The 22820-nt window shown below is 33.9% G+C and carries 21 protein-coding genes, 2 tRNA genes and 1 pseudogene; 4 read left to right on the top strand and 20 right to left on the bottom strand.

Annotated elements, in window-relative coordinates; all coding sequences use genetic code 11:
- Nucleotides 1-25: 25 nt before the first annotated feature.
- The 9 genes from H3T83_RS09780 to erpA form a co-directional block, all read right to left on the bottom strand.
- The gene (locus tag H3T83_RS09780; RefSeq protein ID WP_065578061.1) at nt 26-664 is read right to left on the bottom strand and encodes a ketohydroxyglutarate aldolase; all 639 of its coding nucleotides are present in this window, start codon (nt 662-664) and stop codon (nt 26-28) included.
- A gap of 19 nt (nt 665-683) precedes the next feature.
- The gene (dapA, locus tag H3T83_RS09775; protein ID WP_198215652.1) at nt 684-1565 is read right to left on the bottom strand and encodes a 4-hydroxy-tetrahydrodipicolinate synthase; all 882 of its coding nucleotides are present in this window, start codon (nt 1563-1565) and stop codon (nt 684-686) included.
- On the bottom strand, nt 1559-2155 hold the full coding sequence (locus tag H3T83_RS09770; protein WP_065578059.1) for an SIS domain-containing protein: 597 nt from the start codon (nt 2153-2155) through the stop codon (nt 1559-1561). Before H3T83_RS09770 ends, dapA begins: the two co-directional genes overlap by 7 nt.
- A 75-nt stretch (nt 2156-2230) precedes the next feature.
- Complete coding sequence (locus H3T83_RS09765; protein WP_065578058.1) at nt 2231-3490, bottom strand: PTS ascorbate transporter subunit IIC; 1260 nt, start codon at nt 3488-3490, stop codon at nt 2231-2233.
- Between the two features lie 17 nt (nt 3491-3507).
- Nucleotides 3508-3798 carry a PTS sugar transporter subunit IIB gene (locus H3T83_RS09760; RefSeq protein ID WP_065578057.1) on the bottom strand — a complete coding sequence of 97 codons (291 nt, stop codon included), beginning with the start codon at nt 3796-3798 and terminating at the stop codon, nt 3508-3510.
- Entirely contained in the window at nt 3791-4255 is a 465-nt protein-coding gene (locus H3T83_RS09755; protein WP_065578056.1) for a PTS sugar transporter subunit IIA, read from the bottom strand. Before H3T83_RS09755 ends, H3T83_RS09760 begins: the two co-directional genes overlap by 8 nt.
- A 490-nt stretch (nt 4256-4745) precedes the next feature.
- Nucleotides 4746-4821: transfer RNA gene (locus H3T83_RS09750), tRNA-Gly, on the bottom strand.
- A gap of 17 nt (nt 4822-4838) precedes the next feature.
- Nucleotides 4839-4926, bottom strand: a tRNA-Leu gene (locus tag H3T83_RS09745).
- Between the two features lie 201 nt (nt 4927-5127).
- Complete coding sequence (gene erpA, locus H3T83_RS09740; RefSeq protein ID WP_034903395.1) at nt 5128-5466, bottom strand: iron-sulfur cluster insertion protein ErpA; 339 nt, start codon at nt 5464-5466, stop codon at nt 5128-5130.
- A 158-nt stretch (nt 5467-5624) separates the two neighbouring features.
- Here erpA and hemL point away from each other — a divergent pair, with 158 nt between their 5' ends.
- The gene (gene hemL, locus H3T83_RS09735; protein WP_086362264.1) at nt 5625-6914 is read left to right on the top strand and encodes a glutamate-1-semialdehyde 2,1-aminomutase; all 1290 of its coding nucleotides are present in this window, start codon (nt 5625-5627) and stop codon (nt 6912-6914) included.
- Nucleotides 6915-6983: 69 nt separating this feature from the next.
- Nucleotides 6984-7457: a thioredoxin-dependent thiol peroxidase gene (gene bcp, locus H3T83_RS09730; protein WP_065578054.1), complete on the top strand. Its 474-nt coding sequence runs from the start codon at nt 6984-6986 to the stop codon at nt 7455-7457.
- 25 nt (nt 7458-7482) lie between these two features.
- Here the strand turns inward: bcp and H3T83_RS09725 are convergent, their stop codons facing one another.
- Nucleotides 7483-8568 carry an AI-2E family transporter gene (locus H3T83_RS09725; protein ID WP_198215651.1) on the bottom strand — a complete coding sequence of 362 codons (1086 nt, stop codon included), beginning with the start codon at nt 8566-8568 and terminating at the stop codon, nt 7483-7485.
- A gap of 46 nt (nt 8569-8614) precedes the next feature.
- Entirely contained in the window at nt 8615-10132 is a 1518-nt protein-coding gene (locus H3T83_RS09720; RefSeq protein ID WP_110453305.1) for a helicase HerA-like C-terminal domain-containing protein, read from the bottom strand.
- A 108-nt stretch (nt 10133-10240) separates the two neighbouring features.
- On the opposite strand from H3T83_RS09720, the gene H3T83_RS09715 reads away from it, so the two are divergent.
- Nucleotides 10241-10456, top strand: a complete 216-nt coding sequence (locus H3T83_RS09715) for a YdcH family protein (protein ID WP_034903410.1) — start codon at nt 10241-10243, stop codon at nt 10454-10456.
- A gap of 385 nt (nt 10457-10841) precedes the next feature.
- On the opposite strand, the gene mgtA is transcribed toward H3T83_RS09715, so the two are convergent.
- Nucleotides 10842-13550, bottom strand: coding sequence for a magnesium-translocating P-type ATPase (gene mgtA / locus H3T83_RS09710; RefSeq protein WP_086319956.1), 2709 nt, complete (start codon nt 13548-13550; stop codon nt 10842-10844).
- 698 nt (nt 13551-14248) lie between these two features.
- Here mgtA and H3T83_RS09705 point away from each other — a divergent pair.
- Entirely contained in the window at nt 14249-14935 is a 687-nt protein-coding gene (locus H3T83_RS09705; RefSeq protein ID WP_198215650.1) for a hypothetical protein, read from the top strand.
- Nucleotides 14936-14992: 57 nt separating this feature from the next.
- On the opposite strand, the gene H3T83_RS09700 is transcribed toward H3T83_RS09705, so the two are convergent.
- From H3T83_RS09700 to hutW, 8 genes and pseudogenes are all read right to left on the bottom strand, one after another.
- The gene (locus tag H3T83_RS09700; protein WP_198215649.1) at nt 14993-16909 is read right to left on the bottom strand and encodes a DNA topoisomerase III; all 1917 of its coding nucleotides are present in this window, start codon (nt 16907-16909) and stop codon (nt 14993-14995) included.
- A gap of 11 nt (nt 16910-16920) precedes the next feature.
- Nucleotides 16921-17184 carry a hypothetical protein gene (locus H3T83_RS09695; RefSeq protein ID WP_198215648.1) on the bottom strand — a complete coding sequence of 88 codons (264 nt, stop codon included), beginning with the start codon at nt 17182-17184 and terminating at the stop codon, nt 16921-16923.
- A 34-nt stretch (nt 17185-17218) separates the two neighbouring features.
- Nucleotides 17219-18220: a zinc transporter ZntB gene (gene zntB, locus H3T83_RS09690; RefSeq protein ID WP_065578048.1), complete on the bottom strand. Its 1002-nt coding sequence runs from the start codon at nt 18218-18220 to the stop codon at nt 17219-17221.
- Between the two features lie 104 nt (nt 18221-18324).
- Entirely contained in the window at nt 18325-19101 is a 777-nt protein-coding gene (locus H3T83_RS09685) for a heme ABC transporter ATP-binding protein (RefSeq protein WP_367642648.1), read from the bottom strand.
- Nucleotides 19102-19114: 13 nt separating this feature from the next.
- Entirely contained in the window at nt 19115-20101 is a 987-nt protein-coding gene (locus tag H3T83_RS09680; protein WP_370528032.1) for a FecCD family ABC transporter permease, read from the bottom strand.
- Between the two features lie 21 nt (nt 20102-20122).
- Nucleotides 20123-20761 carry an NAD(P)H-binding protein gene (locus tag H3T83_RS09675; protein ID WP_198215646.1) on the bottom strand — a complete coding sequence of 213 codons (639 nt, stop codon included), beginning with the start codon at nt 20759-20761 and terminating at the stop codon, nt 20123-20125.
- Nucleotides 20762-20778: 17 nt separating this feature from the next.
- Complete coding sequence (gene hutX, locus H3T83_RS09670; protein WP_065651923.1) at nt 20779-21279, bottom strand: heme utilization cystosolic carrier protein HutX; 501 nt, start codon at nt 21277-21279, stop codon at nt 20779-20781.
- Nucleotides 21280-21405: 126 nt separating this feature from the next.
- Nucleotides 21406-22719 (bottom strand): annotated as a pseudogene (gene hutW, locus H3T83_RS09665) (heme anaerobic degradation radical SAM methyltransferase ChuW/HutW); the annotation flags it as partial.
- Nucleotides 22720-22820 lie beyond the last annotated feature (101 nt).

Genomic DNA, 22820 nt, shown 5'->3' with positions numbered 1-22820 from the left:
TGAATTACATAATTTATTAGTAATATCACGGATGTTTTTCCTTATATTTCTTTAATGCATTTGCAAGGCTAATTGCATTTTTACTTATTTCCTCAATCGATCCTTTAGTTAATAAGGAACCAATACCAATACATTCAATATCCGTATTGAGCCAATCATCAACATTTTCTAACGTAACGCCACCCGAAGACATAATAGGCACATAAGGCATCGGTGTTTTAATGATATTAACTAGAGATTTGCCATAATAATTTGAAATAGGAAAAGCTTTGATCATAGCCGCACCATTCTCTAAAGCTGTGACAATTTCTGTCATGGTGGTACAACCGGGCATATAGGGGATTTGATAACGATTGCAAATTTTGCAGACTGCTTCACTATAATTAGGTGCTATGATAAATTTGGCGCCAGCAAGAATTGCTAATCGGGCGGTTTCACTATCCAGTACTGTCCCTGCACCAACTAGAATTTTGTCACCGTATTCTTGGTTAAGTTGCTGAATTATTTGCCCAGCGTTATTGTTTGTGTAACTAATTTCTACACAATCAATACCACCGGCTAAAATACCCTCAATGATTTCTTGTGCTCTTTTGAATGTTTCAACTCTAGCTATCACTAAAAATTTACTTTGTTCTAACCGAGTAAGTATATTGGTTTTAAACATGATAATTCCCCCGCTCTATTTATAAGTGATAATAGTTCTTTATCGTATTGACTATGTCTTGGTTATCATTTGGATTCGTGACAGGTAAGACAGGTAATCGAGGTACGCCAACTTCAATACCAGATAAAGATAAACTTTGTTTAAGAACAGAAGGAATGGAAGCATATTTTAAAATCCGGCGAAATTCTTCAAGAGATTGTTGCCATTGTTCAGCTTTATCTAAATTACCGGCAATAAATTGCTTATATATTTCAACATTGTTGGTGGTTAGTAAATTAGATGTAGCTGAAATAGCACCAGTAGCACCTATTTTCAATGCTTTAAGAATAAGGGAGTCAGAACCAGAAAGAACCGAAAACTCATCTCGAGATGTATTATCTATATAGCCAGCAATATTATTAATATCACCACTACTATCTTTTATACCAATGATATTACTGATTTTAGACAGTTTAGAAACTAGCTCAAAGGATAAATTAATTCCGGTATTTTTAGGTATATTATAAAGCACTATTGGAATAGCAAGGTTTTCGGCAATCATTTGATAATGATTATATAATTCATTTTCTTTTAATGAAACAAAGTACGGCGTAATTACCGATAACGCATCCACCCCGACAGCTATCATTTGTTTACCCAGTTTAATGACTTCGTCAGTAGAATTACCACCAGCGCCAGCATAAACCGGAACTCTGTTAGCCACTATCTCTACAACTTTTTTAGCAAATTTAATTTTCATATCATTTTCTATAACATGAAATTCGCCATTGGTTCCTAATACAAAAATACCTTGAACACCATTTGCAATTAATTTTTCAATTAAAATTTCTGTTGCTTTAATATCAATATTTCCAGAGGATTCGAATGGTGTAACCATTGCAGTTATAATTCCATTTAACATACTTTTCCTCCTCTTATAGAAGCACCTAAACTGCCACCTGGATGCCATTGATAATACATATTTTCGGTTAGACCTACGGATTCTTGAAGTTTTATTGATAAACACTGCAAAATAATGACTTCAGCAAGTATTGATATTCGAGGAGGTTTATTTAAGTTGTCCCCTTCTTGTTTTACTCCAGCAAATAAAAATATGTCACAATGCTGCGCTAACCAAGAATTGTTATTCCCAGCAACACCGATAATTTTTGTACCTAGTTTTTGCAAAGTACAAATTGCTTTTTTTAACTCTTCAGTTTCACCACTATTGGAAATCGCAATCACGATATCATCAGGTAAAACTTGTCCTGCCGAACCATGAATAGTTTCAGTTCCATCTAAAAAATAAGCAGGTATTCCTATTGATGAGAATAACGAAGCGATATAATGAGCAACATAAGAAGGTTTACCGATTCCTGTGACATGTACCCGACTGCCTTCATTTTTTTTGCTGATAATTAAATCCTTTGCTTTATTTAAATTTTCTTCACCAATATATTTAATATATTCTGACAATTCCGATTTGATACAATCAATATATTTTTCTAACATACAATTCCTCTACTTACGCAATGGTTTGAAAAAGATGATTACTTTTCAAATCATCTTTAATCAAACCCTCATACATTACATGGTGAAATGAAGTATTTTTTCCAATAAAATACCCACAACGTTGTAGTCAATATTTGGGAAGGTTGAGCCTTCTATTCCCATATTGCCAAATATCGGATATAAAACGGTAGGTAAAAAGGCTAACAAGAGTCCAACCACAAAAGAACCTAACATAGCGCCACGCCAGCCACCTGTTGAATTACCAAATACACCTGCGGTACCACCAGAGAAGAAACAGATATGAGCAGCAGGAATAATGACAACTGGAAAATCCAATGCAACCATTATGGTTACACCAACTAAACCAGCAGCATAAGAACAAAGGAAACCGATAATTACAGCAGTTGGCGCAAAAGGAAATACAGTTGGGACATCCAACGCAGGACGTGAGTTTGGAATGAATTTTTCAGAAATAGAGACGAATGCAGAGGTGATTTCTGCTAAGAACATTCTTACACCAGTCATTAAAATTGACATTCCTGCAGTAAAAGTAAATGCTTGAATGAAAGGAAATACTAACCAATGTACTTTACCAGCTAATCCTTGAGTAAAGGTCTCACCTGCTTTAAATGCTGAAATATAGAACAAGACGAGCATAACAACTGCAACGCCCATTAAAAAATCTCGGAAGAAAGATAACCATTTAGGAAAATGAATATCTTCTGTTGTTTTATCGCTATATTTGCTAAATACCTTACCTAATAAACCAGAAAGTGCATATCCAAACATATTAAAATGACCGATTGCTTGAACATCACTGCCAGTAATTCTTCGCATAAATGGTTGACATAATTGTGGCAATGCACTTGACGCGAAACCTAAAATCGTTCCACCGATTAAAATTGCTGCAGTATTAGATAAACCATAAGATTTTAGGATTAGTGATAATACACAAGCAAAGAATAGACTATGACCAGTGGTGAAGAAGATATTTTTAAATGGAGTGATTCTGGCAAAAACCAAATTCATTGCAAAACCCAATATTAGCGTAACAGAAGTCACTAAAGCATATTCTGTTTGCGCCATACCAGCAGCTGCTTCTGGTGATGCAACGATACCAACAATATGGAAACCTTCTTGAAATAATTTATTAAAATTTTGTAGAGCACCTGTCATAAGAGCTCCACCAGCACTAAAAATTAAAAAACCAATGGTTGTTTTAAATGTGCCAGTAAAAACTTCTACCAACTGTTTCTTTTGGGCTAATAAGCCAACAAACGCAACTACGCCGAGTAAAACAGCTGGAGTGCTAAGAAAACTAATTATAAAATCCATTTTAGACCTCTTCTCAATTAAATTAATCCATCTTCTTTAAGAGCAAGCTCTAATTTTTCTTTTATTTCATTTTTATCCATAATATTTTTGATTCCGATAATACGTTGTGGAAGATTCTTCTTTTCTAAATCTTCGGCAACGTCAGGTAACGTAATGATATATTTACCATTAAATCCAGGAACACCATCTAATGAAGAGTGTTCAAGGGCAATTGGAAAGGCATTTTCTTTGATGACTTCATTCAATTTAATTTTTAACATTAAACTTGACCCAACTCCTGCACGGCAGGCAACTAATGCTTTAATCATTTTCTATACTCCTTTCAAAGTTTTCTAAAAAATCTATAAAATCGTGCGGTTTTTTCACATCTTGTATAAAAGCCAAAAATTTCTCATCACTAAACAAAGATGCTAATTCTGATAATGCGGATAAATGATCATCTCCCGTTGGTGAACTTAAGCTGAACAAAAACTTGACTGGGTCATTGGCCGAATTTCCTGAAACGATAGCGTTCTTCAGTCTGGTAAATCCTATAGCAAGTTTTTTAGCGCCAGAATCTGATGGAGCATGAGGAATAGCAATATTTTTGGTAATGACAATATAAGGACCAATTTCTCTTAATATAGAGATAACTTTATCGACGTAATCTGTCGTAACAGCTTCATCAATAACTAATGGTGACATCGCTAATTCTATTGCTTCCTCAAAGCTACTAGCCTCAATATCAAGTTGAATATAAGAAGCTTTGATAAGTTTAGTTAACAAAGGTTTTCTCCTTTTACAAAATCCATTTCAATTTGATTATACGAAGGCCTTGATATTAGACAATGATTATTGGGATTACTTTTTGTTGAGAAAAAACAAATAAAAAACAAAATGTGACTCGTAAAAATAAAAAATAGATAATCGGAGATACTGACTAAGAATTTTATTGTTACAAACAAAAGGTCAAGTCAGTCAAATTTATCTAGATTGAGCTTGATATTGATTGTTCATCTAGAACTTAGAGAAGATTAATTGCAGAATAATTAACGTTCATAGACGATATTAAAATAATAGAATCGCCTTGTTAGAGAACTTTTTATGTTTAAATATAAGCAAAAATTGAGAATTACTAGTCCAATATGATTGTAGAATCGAAGCTATTCACACCAATATTATAGAATTAACAATATGTTGATAATCTTTTAGAGGAAAATGTTGGATAAAATAACTGAAATATTTCTTTATTATTGAATTTTTTGATATTTGAAATTGGAGCGGGAAACGAGGTTCGAACTCGCGACCTCAACCTTGGCAAGGTTGCGCTCTACCAACTGAGCTATTCCCGCATGAGAAGTGTTTTAAATGGTGCCCGGGGCGAGACTTGAACTCGCACGGCCAAAAAGGCCGAGGGATTTTAAATCCCTTGTGTCTACCGATTTCACCACCCGGGCGCAAAACTTAGTTCCGAAAGGTAACTGCGTTTTGGATGCTGTGCATTTTACCGATCTTAATTTTTACGTCAATAGAAAATTTAAAATAATTGTCTAATTGCTCAATGTTTGTCACATTTAAGGGAATTTTTAATCAATTCCCTTAAAATTCAGTTTTTCTAGGATTAAAAATCAAAATTTTGATTAATAATCTGACTTAAATTAAACACTAAAAGAAGAACCACAACCACAAGTAGTAGTTGCATTCGGATTATCAACGACAAACCGTGAACCTTGTAAACCTTCAATATAATCTATGGTACCACCAACTAAATATTGCAGGCTCATTGGGTCGATAATCAAAGACACACCATTTTTTTCAATAGCGAGATCGTCTTCATTTACTTTTTCATCAAATGTGAAACCATACTGAAAGCCACTACAACCACCACCAGTTATATAGACTCTCAATTTTAGATTCGGATTTTCTTCTTCTGTTACTAGAGATTTAACTTTATTTGCTGCTGCATCAGTAAAGTTAATTGGTAACGCATCGCTCATTTTATTCTCCTACTTTTATTACTGTTATATTATATACCCTTGAAAAAAGAAAATACAAAGCGAAAACGTCGATTAGATAAATTTGCGTTAGCTAGCTTGAATTTAACTTAATTTTGTGAATAAATACCACTACCTTACCTATAGAGATAATCTCGATTATGCATACATTTAAATCTGAAAAACTTTACCGTGAAGCATTAGCTTTTATGCCTGGTGGCGTTAACTCACCTGTACGAGCCTTTAATGGCGTTGGTGGTACACCATTATTTATCGAAAGGGCTGATGGTGCTTATATTTATGATGTTGATCAAAAAGCTTATGTTGATTATGTTTTATCGTGGGGGCCGATGATTTTAGGTCATAATGACCCTGATGTTGCCGATGCTGTTATTAATGCGGTACGTAATGGATTAAGTTATGGTGCACCAACTGAGATTGAAACTAAAATGGCTAATCTAGTGACTGAGCTGATGCCATCTATTGAGATGTTGCGTATGGTAAATTCAGGTACTGAAGCAACCATGAGTGCTATTCGTCTTGCTCGAGGTTATACCGGCCGTGACAAAATTATTAAATTTGAGGGCTGTTATCATGGTCATGCGGATTATTTATTAGTTAAGGCTGGTTCAGGAGCACTAACTTTTGGTCACCCTACTTCACCTGGTGTTCCTGAAGATTTTGTTAAAAACACTTTAGTTTGCGATTATAACGATTTAGAGTCCGTCAAAAAACAATTTGAGCTGTATCCCAACGAGATAGCGGCAATAATTATTGAACCAGTTGCTGGTAATATGAATTGTGTACCAGCTAAAAAAGCGTTTTTACAAGGATTAAGAAGCTTATGCGATAATTATGGTGCATTACTTATTATTGATGAAGTAATGACAGGTTTTAGAGTTGCTTTAGGTGGTGCTCAAGAATACTATGGCGTTGTCCCAGATTTAACTTGTTTAGGTAAAATCATTGGAGGCGGAATGCCTGTAGGCGCTTTTGGTGGTCGTTCGGAAATAATGCAAAAATTAGCACCAACTGGCCCAATTTATCAGGCAGGTACACTTTCTGGTAATCCAGTTGCAATGGCGGCCGGTTATACTACTTTGAAAAAATTGATGGATGTTGGTATTTATCAGGAATTAGAAGAGAAAACTTGTTACTTAGTTAATGGCCTGTTATCTGCTGCAAAACGTTTTAATGTTCCTTTTATTGTCAATCATGCCGGAGCTATGTTTGGTTTTTTCTTTACAAATGCTGTAGAAGTGAGCAGTTATAAAGATGTTATGAATTGTGATATTGAATTATTCAAAAAATTCTATCATCATATGCTCGCTGAAGGTGTTTATTTTGCACCATCCGCTTTCGAAGCAGGTTTCATGTCACTTAGGCACACAGATAAAGAAATCAATCATACGATTGATGTAGCTAGTCATTTTTTTAAAAATTTAAGTTAAGTTGATAAAATAAAGTAATTTATACCCATAGCGATTAAAATTTTAAACTAAAACATAGGTAATAAATTTATGGTTAATCCGATAAAAGAAGGTGAAGAAGCACCTCAATTTTCTCTACCTGACCAAGATGGTGAACTAGTAAGTTCCAATGATTTTGAAGGTCAGCGAATTTTGCTCTATTTTTACCCAAAAGCTATGACACCAGGTTGTACAGTACAAGCGTGTAATTTACGTGATAGTGCTGACGATTTTAAAAAATATAATGTAGTTGTTATTGGTATTAGTACAGATAAACCAGAAAAATTATCACGTTTTGTTGATAAAGAATTATTAAATTTTACCCTACTTTCCGATGAAGATCATAAAACTTGTGACGCTTTTGGCGTTTGGGGTGAAAAAGAATTTATGGGAAAAACTTATGACGGAATTCATCGCATAAGTTTCTTGATTGGTAAAGATGGTAAGATCGAAAAAGTTTTCGATGATTTCAAAACCGCCAATCATCATACCGTGGTTTTAGATTATCTTAAAAACCATTGTTAATTTTTAACTAAAGCCGATTATTTGATTAATCGGCTTTTTTTTCGTTTTTTATATTATTTATCTCTTCAAGATTTGGCCATGCATTAATAATGGCTTTAACTAATGTCGCAAGCGGTATGGCAAAAAATACCCCCCAAAATCCCCATAAGCCGCCAAATATAATGACAGCAACAATAATCACCAATGGATGAAGATTGAGTTTTTCAGAAAACAGATAGGGAACTAATAAATTACCATCAAGGGCTTGAATTAGAATATAGAAGAAAATTAAATAACCAAATTGTGCCGTGAAGCCCCATTGAAAGAGTGCGATTAACACCACCGGAATACTAGAGATAATAATACCAATATAAGGGATCAGTACGGAAAGTCCAACTAAAACAGCTAATAATAAGCCATAATCTAAACCAAAATACCAAAATGGGATATAAACACAGATACTTAATATAACAATATGTAAAACATTACCGACTATATAATTGGAAATTTGCATATCCATTTCAGAGGCGACTTTATTTAATATGGTACGATTCTTCGGTAATGCCTTAGAACAGTAACCCCATATTTTCGCTTTATCTTTCAATAAGAAGAACATAATAATTGGCACTAATACTGCATTAATGGCGACTGATACTAAACTAAATAAAGAACTAATTGAAAACTGTAATAGTGAATTGCCTGTTTGCACAACTCTACTGGTTATACTCTGAATTATTGAATCGAATAGACCAACATCAATTAATTCAGGATAGTGTTCTGGTAAAGATGTAATAAATTTATTTGCAAAATTCAACATATTAGGAATATTAGTGATTAAGCTAACACTTTGTTGCCAAATTAAAGGTAATAAAATCATAATGGCGGTTAATCCGACAAACATAAATAGTAACAGTACAATCACGACGGCTAATGTATGAGGAACCTTTTTGCGTTGTAAATAATTAACCGGTCTATCAAGTAAATAAGATAGAACAATAGCAATTAAGATAGGCAGTAAAATTTTGTTGAAGAAATAGATGATAAAAAATAACACAATGATAACAAACAGTAACGATACCACATGAGGATCGCTAAAGCGTTTTTTGTACCATTCAATAAACAATTTTAACATCTATAACTCCTTATTGTTTTATTAGTTTATTTGTTGTTAATTAAGCTTACTTTTTAAAACCACCCAATATTCCTCGAGTAATTTGTCTGCCTATTTGATTAACCACTTGTCTAGTTGCACTTTTGGCAACGGATTGAACTATCCCGTCATGTTGTCCACCTTTTGATCCTGTCCTGCCCAAAAAAATTGAACTTAAAAAATCCATTACACCACCGTGCTCGTTTTGATTTGTAGAGCTTGGTGTTGAATTGCTTTCTGCTGGATTTTGGTCATTTACTGTATTGATAGTAAAACCTCGTTTAAGTTTTTCATAAGCTGATTCACGATCTATAGTGTCTGAATATTTAGAATAAAAGCGAGATTGATGAATTATTGCTAATTGATCTTCTAAAGCCATGGTTCCCATTTTTGATTCTGGGGCAATCACCATCCCTCTTTGTACTACATTAGGACGCCCTTTTTCATCTAAAAATGAAATTAATGCCTCACCAACTCCAAGCTCCATTATCGCTTTTTCTGTATCAAAGTTTGGATTGGCACGCATGGTTTGCGCTGCTACTTTAACCGCTTTTTGATCCTTTGGTGTAAAAGCTCGTAATGCATGTTGAACGCGATTACCTAGTTGGCCGAGAATAGTTTCAGGAATATCGGTTGGACTTTGTGTAGCAAAATAGATACCAACACCTTTAGAGCGAATAAGACGAACAACTTGTTCGATTTTTTCTAATAAAGCTGGAGAAATATCATTAAATAATAAATGAGCTTCATCAAAAAAGAATACCAGTTTCGGTTTATCAAGATCGCCAACTTCCGGTAAATGCTCAAACAATTCAGATAACAACCATAATAAAAATACTGAATATAGTTTAGGCGAATTATAGAGTTTATCTGCTGATAAAATATTGATAATGCCACGACCTTGTTCATTAACTTGTAGTAAATCGTTAATATCTAACATAGGTTCGCCTAAGAAGAATTCGGCACCTTGCTGTTCAAGAGATAATAATCCTCGTTGTATTGCACCGATTGATGAGGCACTAATATTGCCATATTGCGTGGTAAATTTTTTAGCATTATCACCAATAAACTGTATTAAGGTGCGTAAATCTTTAAAATCAAGCAATAACAGACCGTTATCATCCGCTATTTTAAATACAAGTTGTAAAACGCCTGATTGAACATCATTCAAATTTAATAATCTAGCCAATAAAATAGGACCAATATCGGAAACCGTACTACGAACTGGGATCCCTTTTTCAGCAAAAACATCCCATAACGCTAAAGGTGATGAATCAGGGCGCCAATCAGTTACGCCTATATTTGCCAATCGTGATTGTAATTTGTCAGATAGTACCCCTTTTTCTCCTAAGCCAGTCAAGTCACCTTTAACATCAGCAAGAAAAACCGGTACACCAATTTGCGAAAAATTTTCTGCTATCTTTTGTAGGGTTACAGTTTTACCGGTACCTGTCGCACCAGTTATTAAACCATGGCGATTTGCCAACGATGCAAGGATGTATAAATCATTACCTTCACTTTTTGCAATAACGATCTTTTCACTCATAAACATCTCCCGTTCAAAAATTGCTATTAAAACAATCAAGAATATTGTAAGCTGAAATAGTAATAACTGCTATTGTTATTATTTTAACTCATCTTGTAAGGGGGCAGTATGTTTCCAGAATATCGTGATTTAATCTCTAAGTTAAAAAACACTGATTTACATTTTCAAAAACTATTTGAAGAACACAATCAACTTGACCAAAAAATTAAAAATATTGAAGCGGGTATTGCCGTTGATACATCTGAAACAATTGAAAGTTTGAAAAAACAAAAATTAAAATTAAAAGACCAAATTTATGAAGTTTTGAAAAAAGCAACAGCCTGATATTTCAAATATAATAATCTTGATTAATTCTACTTTAAGTTATAAAAAAACCCCAAATTATGGGGTTTATCTCAATTTATTTTTTTTCACCAATCTACCGGTTATTGTTTATTTACTTGTTCTTGTGCTTTTTTCAATTTACGGTTTTTGATTAGTGTAATTAAATTTTTGTGTGGGGTTTTCATTTTTTACTCCTCTTGTTGTTATTGTTAAATAAATGCTCCTTAAAATATTTTAAAGATGCTGATTAAATGTATAAATATTAGTTTATTAATAATAATATTTAATCGCTTTTTCAATGATGTCATTACTATAACATAATAGTTCGATATTTATACATTTTTTAGTTAATGATGTAAGCATAACTTACATCAAGATTATTATTTTAGAACCATTGTCCAAAGCGTTTGATGTAAATCTTTTTCATTATTTGGGCAACAACACAGTAACTCAATAATGTTGCAACCAACCATGGGAAATAGGACCATGGTAATGGTTGTAGACCAATTAAGCTGCCAATTGGTGAGAATGGAATATAAATTCCTACCGCCATTATTAGCATTGTCATAACAATCACTGGGAATGCTGCTGTGCTTTGAATAAATGGAATTTTTTGTGTTCTTAGCATATGTACCACTAAGGTTTGGGATAACAATCCTTCGATAAACCAACCTGAATGGAACAGCGATTCAGCTGCTACACTATTAGCACCAAAGACAAACCACATTAATGCATAAGTTGTTATGTCAAAAATGGAAGAGGTTGGGCCGATCCAGATCATAAAGCGTCCAATATTTGGTGCATCCCATTTACGTGGTTTTTGTAAAAACTCTTCATCCATTTTATCCCAAGGTAATGATAGTTGTGAAATATCATATAATAAATTTTGGATAAGCAAATGAATCGCAAGCATTGGTAAAAACGGTAAAAACGCGCTTGCCACTAATACAGAGAAGATATTACCAAAATTAGAACTTGCCGTCATATTAAGGTATTTCATGATATTACCAAAGGTTTCACGACCACATATTACCCCCTCTTCTAATACCATTAAGCTTTTTTCCAGCAAAATAATATCGGCTGATTCTTTAGCAATATCTGTTGCGGTATCCACCGAAATACCAACATCGGCATCACGTAAAGCTGGTGCATCATTAATACCATCGCCTAAGAAACCAACTGTATGACCGTTATCTTGTAATAATCGAATTATGCGAGATTTTTGTAACGGAGTTAACTTAGCAAAAATAGTACGTTGTTCAATTTCTACTTTTAGCTCTGCATCATCCATTGTTTCAATTTCAGTACCTAATAAAGGAATACCAGGCTCTAAGCCAACTTCACGACACACTTTAATAGTGATAATTTCGTTGTCACCAGTTAAAACTTTAACCGCAACACCATGTTCACTTAATGCTGAAATAGCCTCATAAGCACTCTCTTTTGGTGGATCTAAGAAGGTTAAGAAACCACGAATAGCCAATGCTTTCTCATCTTGGACATTGTATTGCGTTTTAGTTTGTTCTGCTGAAATCTCTTTGACACCAACAGCTAATACTCTAAAACCGTCTTTATTATAGTTATGAGCCAGTTCAATTAATGCTTGTTTTCGGTTTTCATCTAGTGGTAAATATTCTCCATTTTCATAAACAAAGTCAGAAATAGATAACATTTCTTCAACGGCACCTTTACAGATCATTAAGTGATTATCGTCATTACCTTGTACTACCACCGATAAGCGACGACGCACAAAATCAAACGGTAATTCATCAATCTTACGATAAAGACCAACACCGACTTTTTTAACACTGGTTTTTTCTTCAGCAAAACGGATGATTGCTTTATCCATCAAGTTTTTCATTCCGCTTTGATAGTAACTATTGAGCCACGCTAGTTGTAACACAGCTGGATCAACTTGGCCGTTAATGTCTAAGTGATGTTCTAAGATAATTTTATCTTGGGTCAATGTACCGGTTTTATCAGTACATAAAATGTCCATTGCACCAAAATTTTGTATCGCATTTAACCGTTTAACCACTACTTTGCGTTTTGCCATTCCTACCGCACCTTTGGCAAGATTGGCACTAACAATCATCGGTAACATTTCTGGCGTTAAACCAACCGCTACAGCTAATGCAAATAAAACAGCTTCTCCCCAATCACCTTTAGTAAAACCATTTATTAGTAATACAATCGGAACCATTACTAACATGAAGCGAATCAATAACCAACTCACGCTATTTACGCCGCGATCAAAGGAAGTTTCGGCTCTGGAACCCACAATGGATTTTGCTAACGAACCAAAATGTGTATCTGCACCGGTAGCAACAACAATCGCTTTTGCAGTGCCACTAACTACATTGGTACCCATAAAACAGATATTATTGACATCAAGAACATTATCTTTATCAATATCGGCCGGATTGATCTCTTCAGTTGTTTTTTGCGATACCGCACCTAAAGTATCGTATTTCTCAACTGGAATTGATTCACCGGTTAATACTGCTTGGCTGACAAATAGATCTCTTGATTCGATTAAACGAATATCCGCTGGAATCATATCGCCGGCAGATAACAATACAATATCACCGGGGACAATATCACTTAGAGGCACTTCGATATGTTCAGCTGGCATATTTTTATTTGGCCGACGTAGAACTGTAGCTGTGGTTCGAATCATCGATTTGAGTGCCTCAGCAGCTCTATTTGAGCGAAACTCCTGCCAAAAACGGAGTAAGCCACTTAATGTTACCATGGTTAAAATGATAATAATGCCTGTTAGATCAGTCTCTTCACCACTTTGTAGTGGTAACCAATAGTCAGTCACAAAACTAACTATAGCTAATGTCAACAAGACAAAAATAAATGGATTTTTGAATGCTAGTAACAACTGAACAAAAGCCGAAGGAACTTTTTCCCGAGCTACTTCATTTTTACCATATTGTTCCAATCTTGATTTGGCATTTTCTTGGGTTAAACCAGAAAGGCTTGATTGAAATTTAGATAAAATGTTATCTAGACTGTTTTGAGCTTCCTCAAGTGCTTTTATAGTTAAAGTATTTTCTGTCTTTACTTTAAATTTGTTTTTAATCATAGTTGGTACCTATCTATATTTTTTAGACAAAAGAAACCTATTCCTTAGTTAAACATAACAAGGCATTAATAAGTTTTAATTGACCAAAATTTAAATGCAAAGCAATAACTAGCCAATAAAGCTAATGCTTGGCACGAAATAAAATTATTGAAAAATAAATTTAATTAAGAATTAGATACAACTAGGTGGCTCTAAATGTTTATCAGTAAGATACAATACTCGTAAAAGTACTTTATGAGCACAATGATGTTTTGAGTTTGTGTGATAGCGTGTAGAAAATTGCATATCGTTCACCGTTACCGTTTTTATCAATTTCGGCTCGTGAACTGAAAAAATTACTATTTAGACAGGTTCATTAACCGATAATGATGTGTTTGAATTTATCTCCCCACATGTTGGGGTGACCCGATTGAGTGTCCATATTTCTCCTGTAAATTGAACTCATCACTTTGTATTTCAACTTTTCTTAACCATCATTTTTAACCACCTTATAATTAAAAAAGTAAGAAAAGCTCAAAGGCGAGCACTTTATACGCTTTTAAATTTGAGAAGTCAACATAATATGTAAAATTAGACTTATAACTGCCTAAAAACAGCACTAATAATGCCGTTATTAGAAAATATTGTATAGAATTAATACCTGTTTTATATAATATCAGTTACAATTGCCCAATTGTCATCAACATTGGTTAATCTGAATGGATCTTACACAACTATTACAAGATAATTGGTTTAATTTATTTCTTATTTTTACACTCTCTTTTGTTGGCTTTATTTATAAAAAAAACACGCCAAAAAACTACTTTGACAATATTATTAAATATGCAGATATTTTAGAAAAAACACCACAACCAAATTATCAAAAAGATTATTTAAATAACATTAAGAAGAAACTAATTTGGGAAAAAGTCTGCTTCTATAAATCAGGTAATATTAATAAAGAGAGAATTGCTATCTCATTGGTTAATGCAGATAAACATAACATTATTGAACTATTACAATTAAATCAATTCACTCAATATTTTGCTATCAAACAAAATCGAATTACGCTACTAAAACCTTTTTTAATTAAAGAGGTAATTTTAAGTGCCGCTGTTTGTCTGTTTACATTTATTATGTTAATAACCAATTTGCATACTATCTTTAAATCAGCTTGGATTATTAATGTGATTATTTCTCTATTAACAATTTTTATTATGATTTTTATAGTTAGTCAATTTGCTAAAGGACCATTAAAAAGATTAAATACTTATCGATTAATTTTGAAGGATAGTGACTTTTTAAACAGAGCAAATCAAGAATTTACGAATATACTTGCTGAAAATCACGAACTAAATGAGTCTATCGTTTCACAAGAAGTTGTAAATGAAGAATCAACAGAGTAACTAAAATTGTTTAGATTTATCAACTAAAAGGATAATCAATAATTGCGATATTATCGATTATCCTTTTTTCATATTTGGGGATGCAGATTGAATTTTCAATCGTGAATGTTTTAGTTGTTCAACCAGACTCAGCAAAGATGAATTTAATTGATACATAAACTGCTGATAGCTAAACTCCTTTTTACTAATTTCTTCTAGTTGTAATTCCCAATGTGCAGTCATATCTGGCATTGAGACACTTTCGGGTAATGATAGAATTAAATTCTGACCAATTGGTGTTGAACGTATTGATTTACCTTGTCTGGTCAAAAATTGTCGTTTGAATAAAAGTTCAATTATTCCTGCACGTGTCGCTTCAGTGCCCAACCCATCTGTTTCGCGTAAGATTTTTTTTATCTCAGGGTCTTTAACAAATCTTGCTATACCCGTCATTGCTGAAAGTAAAGTTGCATCGGTAAAAGGTCGTGGCGGTTGTGTTTCTTTACTGAGTAACTCTGTATCAATACATTGTACTAATTCGCCTTTTTTAACTAATTTGGTTAATAAACCATTGTTCTCATCACTATCTTTATCACTATCGGCTTGATAATTTTTACTTCTAAATAGAACTTTCCAACCTTCATTTAACATTTGATTGGCTTTAGAAGTGAACTTACCACCACCAATATCAACATCTATTTGTAATTCGGCATATTTATAAACAGGATAAAATTGTGCCAAATATTGTGTTGCTATCACTTGATATACTGCTTGCTCGTTAGTCGATAAATTATCCATTTTGGTTTTACGTAAAGTTGGAATAATGGCATGGTGAGCTTCAACTTTTTTATCATTCCACGCTTTAGAACGTAAAGTGAAATCAGCATCATTAACCGCAGTTTGCAGTTCTGAACAATTGTTTTCGATGGCAGCTTTTACACCATTAATCTGTTTTAAATGTTCTTCTGGTAAAAAACGACAATCGGAACGAGGATAAGTAATTAACTTATGTTTTTCATATAAAGATTGGCAGATATCAAGCACTTCTTGCGCACTTAAACCATTCCTTTTTGCCATTTCAATTTGTAGAGCTGATAAATTAAACGGCATTGGTGGTGCTAATTCTTTCTTTTTGTTGCTGACTTTATCAATGATGCCCGACTGATTTTTTATTCGTTGGCAAACATTTTCAGCCAACCGTTTAACCAAGACACGACCTTCTTCATCCTGATAAGGTGCACAAGCTTCACTTGGTTGCCATTTGGCTTTAAATATTTCGTTATGTTTGGTTTGTAATATAGCAAATACTTCATAAAATGGTTTAGGAACAAATTGCGTTATCTCTAAATCACGTCTAACGACTAAGCCTAAAATAGGTGTTTGAACTCGGCCAATAGATAAAACGCCTCGATAACCATTACGTTGACCGACCAGAGTACAAACTCGGCTCATATTCATGCCATACAGCCAATCAGCCCTCGCTCGAGCTAATGCCGAAGTAGACAAAGGAATAAAGTCTTGGTTACTACGTAACTGTTCAAGTGACTTTTCAACAGCACTGGCATTTAAATCACTAATCAAGCAACGCTGAATAGTTTTACGTTTTTCTGGTGTTAGCTGACAATAGTTTAGCACTTCGTCCACCAATAACTGCCCTTCGCGATCTGGGTCACCAGCATGAACAATCTGATCTGCAGATTTAATCAAATCCACTAAAATATTGAATTGCTTTTCAGTACTACTTTTAGGCATCAATATCCATTTATCAGGCACTATAGGCAAATCATCAATTGCCCATTTTTTATATCGTTCATCATATACTTCAGGCGTGGCTTGTTCTAATAAATGGCCAATACACCAACTAACAACATCACCATTACTGGCTTTTATAAACCCATTCCCTTTTTGATGAGGTTTTGGCAAAACATCAGCAATAGCCCTAGCTAAGCTGGGTTTTTCGGCAATAAATAAGCGAAAAGATTGATTAGACTGCATAATAATTATTATTAATCATAAATTTTAATTAGAACAATGTTAGTATCATCCTTAGAATATCTTTGTGAAATATAACTAATCAGTTCAGGCTTCGGTTTAACAACGAAAAAAAACAAGCAACCAATATTGATTGCTATCGAATTAGCTTGTAATGCGTTATCTGTATAAGCATTGCGTGGTTCGCTTTGCCTATCGGCGATTAAAAGTGATTGTGGTACGCTTGCAAATAACGATTTGATATTCTGTTTACTCCTAATCTCATGAATATTTATCATATTTTATTTATATTTATTTTAAAAGTTAATGCCTTTACCACCATTTTTTTAGCTTAAGCCATAAAACAGATACTATGCTAATCACAATTAATAGTACGATTAAGCCAATGAAAGACCACTCTTTTTCATTAAAAGGAATACCGGCCAAATTAACCCCAAGTAAACTTGTTATAAATGTAATTGGCGTAAAAATAATGGTAAATAGTGACATTAAATAGATACGCTTATTGGTCGATTCAGCCAAAATACTATTTATTTGCTCCATAACTGAACCAATCCTGATTAGGCAACTATCAATTTCAGAAACATAATGATTTTGTTGATTAGAGATATCATGAAGCCGTTGACGATCGTTGTCATCAATCCAAGATATTCTTTCGGTCGAAATTTTTACAAAAATATCACGCTGTGGCGAAAGTAGACGACGCAGTATGAAAAGTTGTTTGCGCACTCTGCCGATCTCTTTATGGGAAAAAATCCGCTGATTTAGTAATAAATCTTCTAATTTTATTATCTTATTGTGAACACCATCAAAAGATAAATTCACTTGATCACAGATTAATTCTGAAAGCTGTATCAGCCAATCGGCAACATCAACAGGGCCAATACCTTTTTCTAAATTTTCTTTTAATTTAACGATTGCATCTATTTTTTGATGTCTGGTTGAAATGATCAAATTATCGGTAATATAAAAACGAAAAGTAACAATAGGATCAGGTAGTTCATTTGGAGTAAAGTTGACCCCTTTCAAGACCACTAAAATACCTGAATCACAACGGATCTCCTTTGGAAATTGATTAGCTTTAATCAACTCATTTTTAACAAGATCAGGTATTAAATTTGTTTGATTAATCCAATTAATAGTTTCACTTTTAGCAAAATCCAGATGTATCCAATATGGTTGCTTAATAGAAGCTTTAGATCCATCATTCAAAGGATTTGCTTTTCCTTTACCATCCAATTGGCAACTAAAAACAGGTTGTGCTGCAAGTAGATCTGAAACCAGAATAGAGTTATCGCTATTTTCGTTAGTCATCATCAGCCCCATTTATTAAGTTTGCTTAATTATATACTGATTTTGCGTTAAAATGCAGCGAATGATTAATAATCGATATTTTTTACTATTGATATTTTTTACTATTAAGGATTTAAATAAATTTGCGGTATTGATGATTCGCTAGGATGAGCAAAAATACCCAAATCAACCCCATACCAGCGTTGAATATTTTCTACCGTCAGTACTTGTGAAGGGGTGCCTTGTTCAACAATTTTACCTTTATTAAGTAAAATTATTTTATCCGCATATAAGGCTGCTAGATTGAGATCATGTAAAACACAACAAACTGCCAATTTTTGTTTAACTGCTAATTGCTTTAATAATCGTAAGGTATGTTGTTGATGATAGAGGTCGAGAGCTGATGTTGGCTCATCTAAAAATAATAATTTTTCACTAGGTTGCGGTTGCCATAATTGCGCTAAAACTCTTGCTAATTGTACCCTTTGTTGTTCTCCGCCAGATAATCCTCGATAATCGCGTTCAGCAAATTGTAAACAATCCGTTTGTAACATGACTTCATCAATTGCTTTATTAAAATGGACTTTACCATAAGGAGCTCGCCCCATAGCAATAACTTCTTTTACCTTGAATGGAAAAGTAAGTTGGCTTTGTTGTAACATCACGGTTCTAGTTTTAGCCAATTGTTTTTGTGGCCATTGGGACAAAGGACGGTCGAGTAAATAACATTCTCCAGAAGATGGTTTTTGATAACCTGTTAATAGGCGTAACAAGGTTGATTTACCAGCACCATTAGGACCAATAATAATAACAATTTCACCAGATTTTATCGATAAAGAAACATCGTTAATTATCATTCGACTGCTATAAGCAAATGTCAGATTTTTAGCAATTAACACTATAAAGTTCCACCAATTATTTATGTCTTAAAATAAGCCAAAGAAAATATGGACCACCAATTAGGCTAGTTAAGAGACCAACAGGAATTTCTGTCGGGGCAACTAATGTTCTAGCTAAGGTATCTGCTAACAGAAGTAAACATGCACCTCCTAACGCAGAACCAGGAATTAACCATTTATGATTTGCTCCAATTTGCAAACGAATCATATGCGGAACCACTAGACCAACAAAAGCAATAATGCCACTCACTGCAACTGATGCACCAATTAACACAGCACAAAGCAATAACAGATAGCGTTTAGTGCGTTCAACATTAATGCCTAAATAATGAGCATCTTCATCACCTAATTGTAATATGTTAAGCTGATGAGCCAATTTGATTAAGCACAATAATGCTGGAAAAATTAACGATAGCGACACAATCACCAGATCCCATGAACCTTTACCTAAATGGCCCATTGACCATAAAGAAATTTGTCTTAGTTGTGATTCATCGCTGATATAACTCAAGCCGCCCATTACTGCGCCAATGATGGCATTAATCGCTACACCTAACAGAATCATTTTCGCAAGGTTGCATTGCTCATTAAGACTATAAAGATAAATCAGAACACAAATAAATAAACTACCGGCAAATGCCGCTACCATTTTGCCGTAAAGCATCATAATTGGCGGGAAAACAGCAGGAAATAAAATTGTTATACCGACCATTAGACTCGCCCCACTACTAATACCTAGCAAGCCAGGATCAGCTAAAGGATTTCTGAATAATCCTTGCATCACAGCACCTGCACTTGCTAATGCCATACCAACAATTATCGCTAAAATAATTCTTGGTAAACGAATATTGCACCAGATATTCCATAAAGGATCATCAAATGACATATTCATTAGTTGTATAAATGATAATTTTAATGCTCCCAAGTTTGCTGAATAGATTATTAAGATTAACAATAAAGCGAATAATCCCAATAACAATATTTGTGGACTAGATTTGCGCACCGATTAACCTCATAAATTTAATTAATAATTTACCGTAAGGCTTGGGTCAACAACACTATATGCACGATTATCAAATTGTTGATTTGCAATTTTATCCATGATTATTTTGGCTAATTCTTTACGATATACGAAACCGTGAACTTCTTGAGCAAAATAGCATTGACCATTATTGGTTAATTCACCATCGCGTAAACCGCCGGGTCTTAAGATCACATAATTCAAGGTACTCGTTTGTAACCAAACTTCAGCCAAGGATTTTTCGCGCACCGCATTACCAAATGCTTGTTTAGCTCGTAAGGATAAGGTTGGCCATGAATCACCACAACCAAGTGAGGTCACCAATACCATTTGTTTGATTCCTACTTGTTCTGCGCAATCAATGATATTACGCTGTGCAATATAATTGCCGGTTTCGCCACCCAAAGTTGAAATAATGGTTGCATCACAACCTGCTTGCTTACCGATTTGCTTTACTAATTCAACGTCGGTTGCATCACCTACATAGGTTTCAATATTTTGTTGAGCTAATTGTTTTGCAAAGTTAGCATTGCGGACTAAAGCAATACAACGCCACTCTGGATGGCATTGTTTGATTAATTGCGATACTTGATAGCCAGTACCAAGATGTGCGCTTACACCAAAAATAATTACTGTTCTCATGTTATTATTTCTTCAAATTAATTGATTTTTTCGGCTAATGCTCGGAATTTTTCAAGCTGATCGGCTTTTAATTGATGTTTTTCATCACGACCAACAAAAATTTTAAACATTGATTGGCCTAAATGATTGAGGAAAATTATTGATGCGGTCGACATTTTCATAAATTTTCGTTCGATAAATGCAATATGTAGACAATGTTCAGCTTTAATATGACCACTCAAACCTTTTTGATGACGTAAATTAAAGTATTTTTGACTATGCGTTCCTGGAGGAAGTTCTCCTGAAATCTCGGCAATAATATCTCCGGTATGAATTAAAAATAATACGTCACCCCAAGTTGTTACCTCCTCCCAAATCATATCAAAATTGCTACCATCAACAACTTTAACATCTGGTATTGCTTGGATTACTTGTGTAAGTGTCACTTTATAATCTTGCGCTATTTTTTCTAATAATTCTTCTGGGTTTGATTGCATATAAGTTGCAAGATTATTTAAAACAGTTGGTTTATCTACCATAGTAATTTTCCTTAATTATTTATTTTTTAAATGGATGTTTTGCATATGAGGATGAGCTTTAGGCATACCATTACCTTGTTGCATGGCTTGTCTGGCTTGAGCCATCTTCTGTTGTAATTCGATATGTTCTGGATTATTAAGTTGCAATAACAATTGCTGCAATGCTTGAACTATATTACTCGACCAAAAACGTCCTGATAAAGTTAATCGTAAACAACGATCTTCATTTTGCAGCAAACCGACTTCATGCCATTGCTTGATAAGTGGATCAAAGAGCTCAGCTTGATTGGTTAATTGCATTAAATCTACGCGCCCTTTTTCTATACCAGCTTGTAATTTGTGCAACCAGTCCCCAACTAAAGGTTTACCGGTTAACATCATCAACGGTTTTTTACCTTGGTCTAATAATGCATAATACTTATTTAAATCACGATGGATCATATAGGATTGACCATTTAATTTACCACCAGCACAAGAACCAAATCCAAAAAAATGCGAGCCTTGCTTTATGAGAAAATTATATAAATTCCGTTCACGACTGGTTTTAGCCCAATGCGCATTAGTCAGATGTGTCCAACCTTGTTTAGCTAAATACTCAGCACCTTGATGGTAAAAACCAAATTTATCAATAACCGATGGTAATTCAATTCTTCTATTTTCAACCCCTTTCGCTAACGGAGTTGTTGGTAAAAGATTTAAAGAATAAAGATCAACGCCATCAAGCGGTAGTTGATCAGCAATTTCTAAATCTCTTTGCCAAGTAGCGGTTGTTTGGTTAGGTAAGCCAAACATCAAGTCACAAACTAATGCAACACTATCACGCGCAGCAATGCGTTCAAAACCTTGAATAATCTCTTTTTCTGATGATTGGCGTCCTAATCGTTGTCTAATTGCGGTATTGAAGGTTTGAATACCTATTGAAAAACGATTTGCGCCAGCTTCAATATAACTATCAATTTTTTCATCATCAAAATCAGAAATTCGCCCTTCTATGGTAATCTCACAATCAGGCGCTAAAGGGGCATGTTGTTTAAAATAACTAATTACTCGTGCTAATTGTCCAGACGCCAATGCAGAAGGTGTTCCACCACCAAAATAGATAGCATGAATTGGGGCTGACTGCATTGCTTTACTATTGATTTCTAAAGATATTTCTTGTAGCAAATAGTCTATATAAGTTTTGGTATCAAACTTACGTAATGGATTTTGATAAAAACCACAAAACTGACAATGAATGTCGCAAAAAGGAATATGTAAATAAATTAGCCTTTTTTTGCCAGCTAAATTTGAATTTTGTAGGTTATTCCATTGTTGCTCTAATTCTTGAGGCGGAACAGGTAAACTTGCTTGTAATGGCATCACAGCCCAACGATCTTTAAAAGGTAAAACCGAATTTAAAGCGTAATAGGTACTTACATCAAATGATTTCATAACTTCCATTCATAAAAATAATCTTGCTGAATTAAATAATAATTATTCTCATTTATCAATGTTTTTTTCATTATTAATTTTTAAGTAATAATAAATTATATAGTACATCA

Source organism: Gilliamella sp. M0320, assembly GCF_016101635.1.
GTDB lineage: Bacteria > Pseudomonadota > Gammaproteobacteria > Enterobacterales > Orbaceae > Gilliamella > Gilliamella apis.
This window is presented reverse-complemented; position numbering and strand designations above follow the sequence as displayed.

Bases quoted from the DNA above. Each gene is read 5' to 3' on its own strand.
- H3T83_RS09780 (WP_065578061.1), bottom strand. From the start codon at position 664: ATGTTTAAAACCAATATACTTACTCGGTTAGAACAAAGTAAATTTTTA.
- dapA (WP_198215652.1), bottom strand. From the start codon at position 1,565: ATGTTAAATGGAATTATAACTGCAATGGTTACACCATTCGAATCCTCT.
- H3T83_RS09770 (WP_065578059.1), bottom strand. From the start codon at position 2,155: ATGTTAGAAAAATATATTGATTGTATCAAATCGGAATTGTCAGAATAT.
- H3T83_RS09765 (WP_065578058.1), bottom strand. From the start codon at position 3,490: ATGGATTTTATAATTAGTTTTCTTAGCACTCCAGCTGTTTTACTCGGC.
- H3T83_RS09760 (WP_065578057.1), bottom strand. From the start codon at position 3,798: ATGATTAAAGCATTAGTTGCCTGCCGTGCAGGAGTTGGGTCAAGTTTA.
- erpA (WP_034903395.1), bottom strand. From the start codon at position 5,466: ATGAGCGATGCGTTACCAATTAACTTTACTGATGCAGCAGCAAATAAA.
- hemL (WP_086362264.1), top strand. From the start codon at position 5,625: ATGCATACATTTAAATCTGAAAAACTTTACCGTGAAGCATTAGCTTTT.
- bcp (WP_065578054.1), top strand. From the start codon at position 6,984: ATGGTTAATCCGATAAAAGAAGGTGAAGAAGCACCTCAATTTTCTCTA.
- H3T83_RS09725 (WP_198215651.1), bottom strand. From the start codon at position 8,568: ATGTTAAAATTGTTTATTGAATGGTACAAAAAACGCTTTAGCGATCCT.
- H3T83_RS09720 (WP_110453305.1), bottom strand. From the start codon at position 10,132: ATGAGTGAAAAGATCGTTATTGCAAAAAGTGAAGGTAATGATTTATAC.
- H3T83_RS09715 (WP_034903410.1), top strand. From the start codon at position 10,241: ATGTTTCCAGAATATCGTGATTTAATCTCTAAGTTAAAAAACACTGAT.
- mgtA (WP_086319956.1), bottom strand. From the start codon at position 13,550: ATGATTAAAAACAAATTTAAAGTAAAGACAGAAAATACTTTAACTATA.
- H3T83_RS09705 (WP_198215650.1), top strand. From the start codon at position 14,249: ATGGATCTTACACAACTATTACAAGATAATTGGTTTAATTTATTTCTT.
- H3T83_RS09700 (WP_198215649.1), bottom strand. From the start codon at position 16,909: ATGCAGTCTAATCAATCTTTTCGCTTATTTATTGCCGAAAAACCCAGC.
- H3T83_RS09695 (WP_198215648.1), bottom strand. From the start codon at position 17,184: ATGATAAATATTCATGAGATTAGGAGTAAACAGAATATCAAATCGTTA.
- zntB (WP_065578048.1), bottom strand. From the start codon at position 18,220: ATGACTAACGAAAATAGCGATAACTCTATTCTGGTTTCAGATCTACTT.
- H3T83_RS09675 (WP_198215646.1), bottom strand. From the start codon at position 20,761: ATGAGAACAGTAATTATTTTTGGTGTAAGCGCACATCTTGGTACTGGC.
- hutX (WP_065651923.1), bottom strand. From the start codon at position 21,279: ATGGTAGATAAACCAACTGTTTTAAATAATCTTGCAACTTATATGCAA.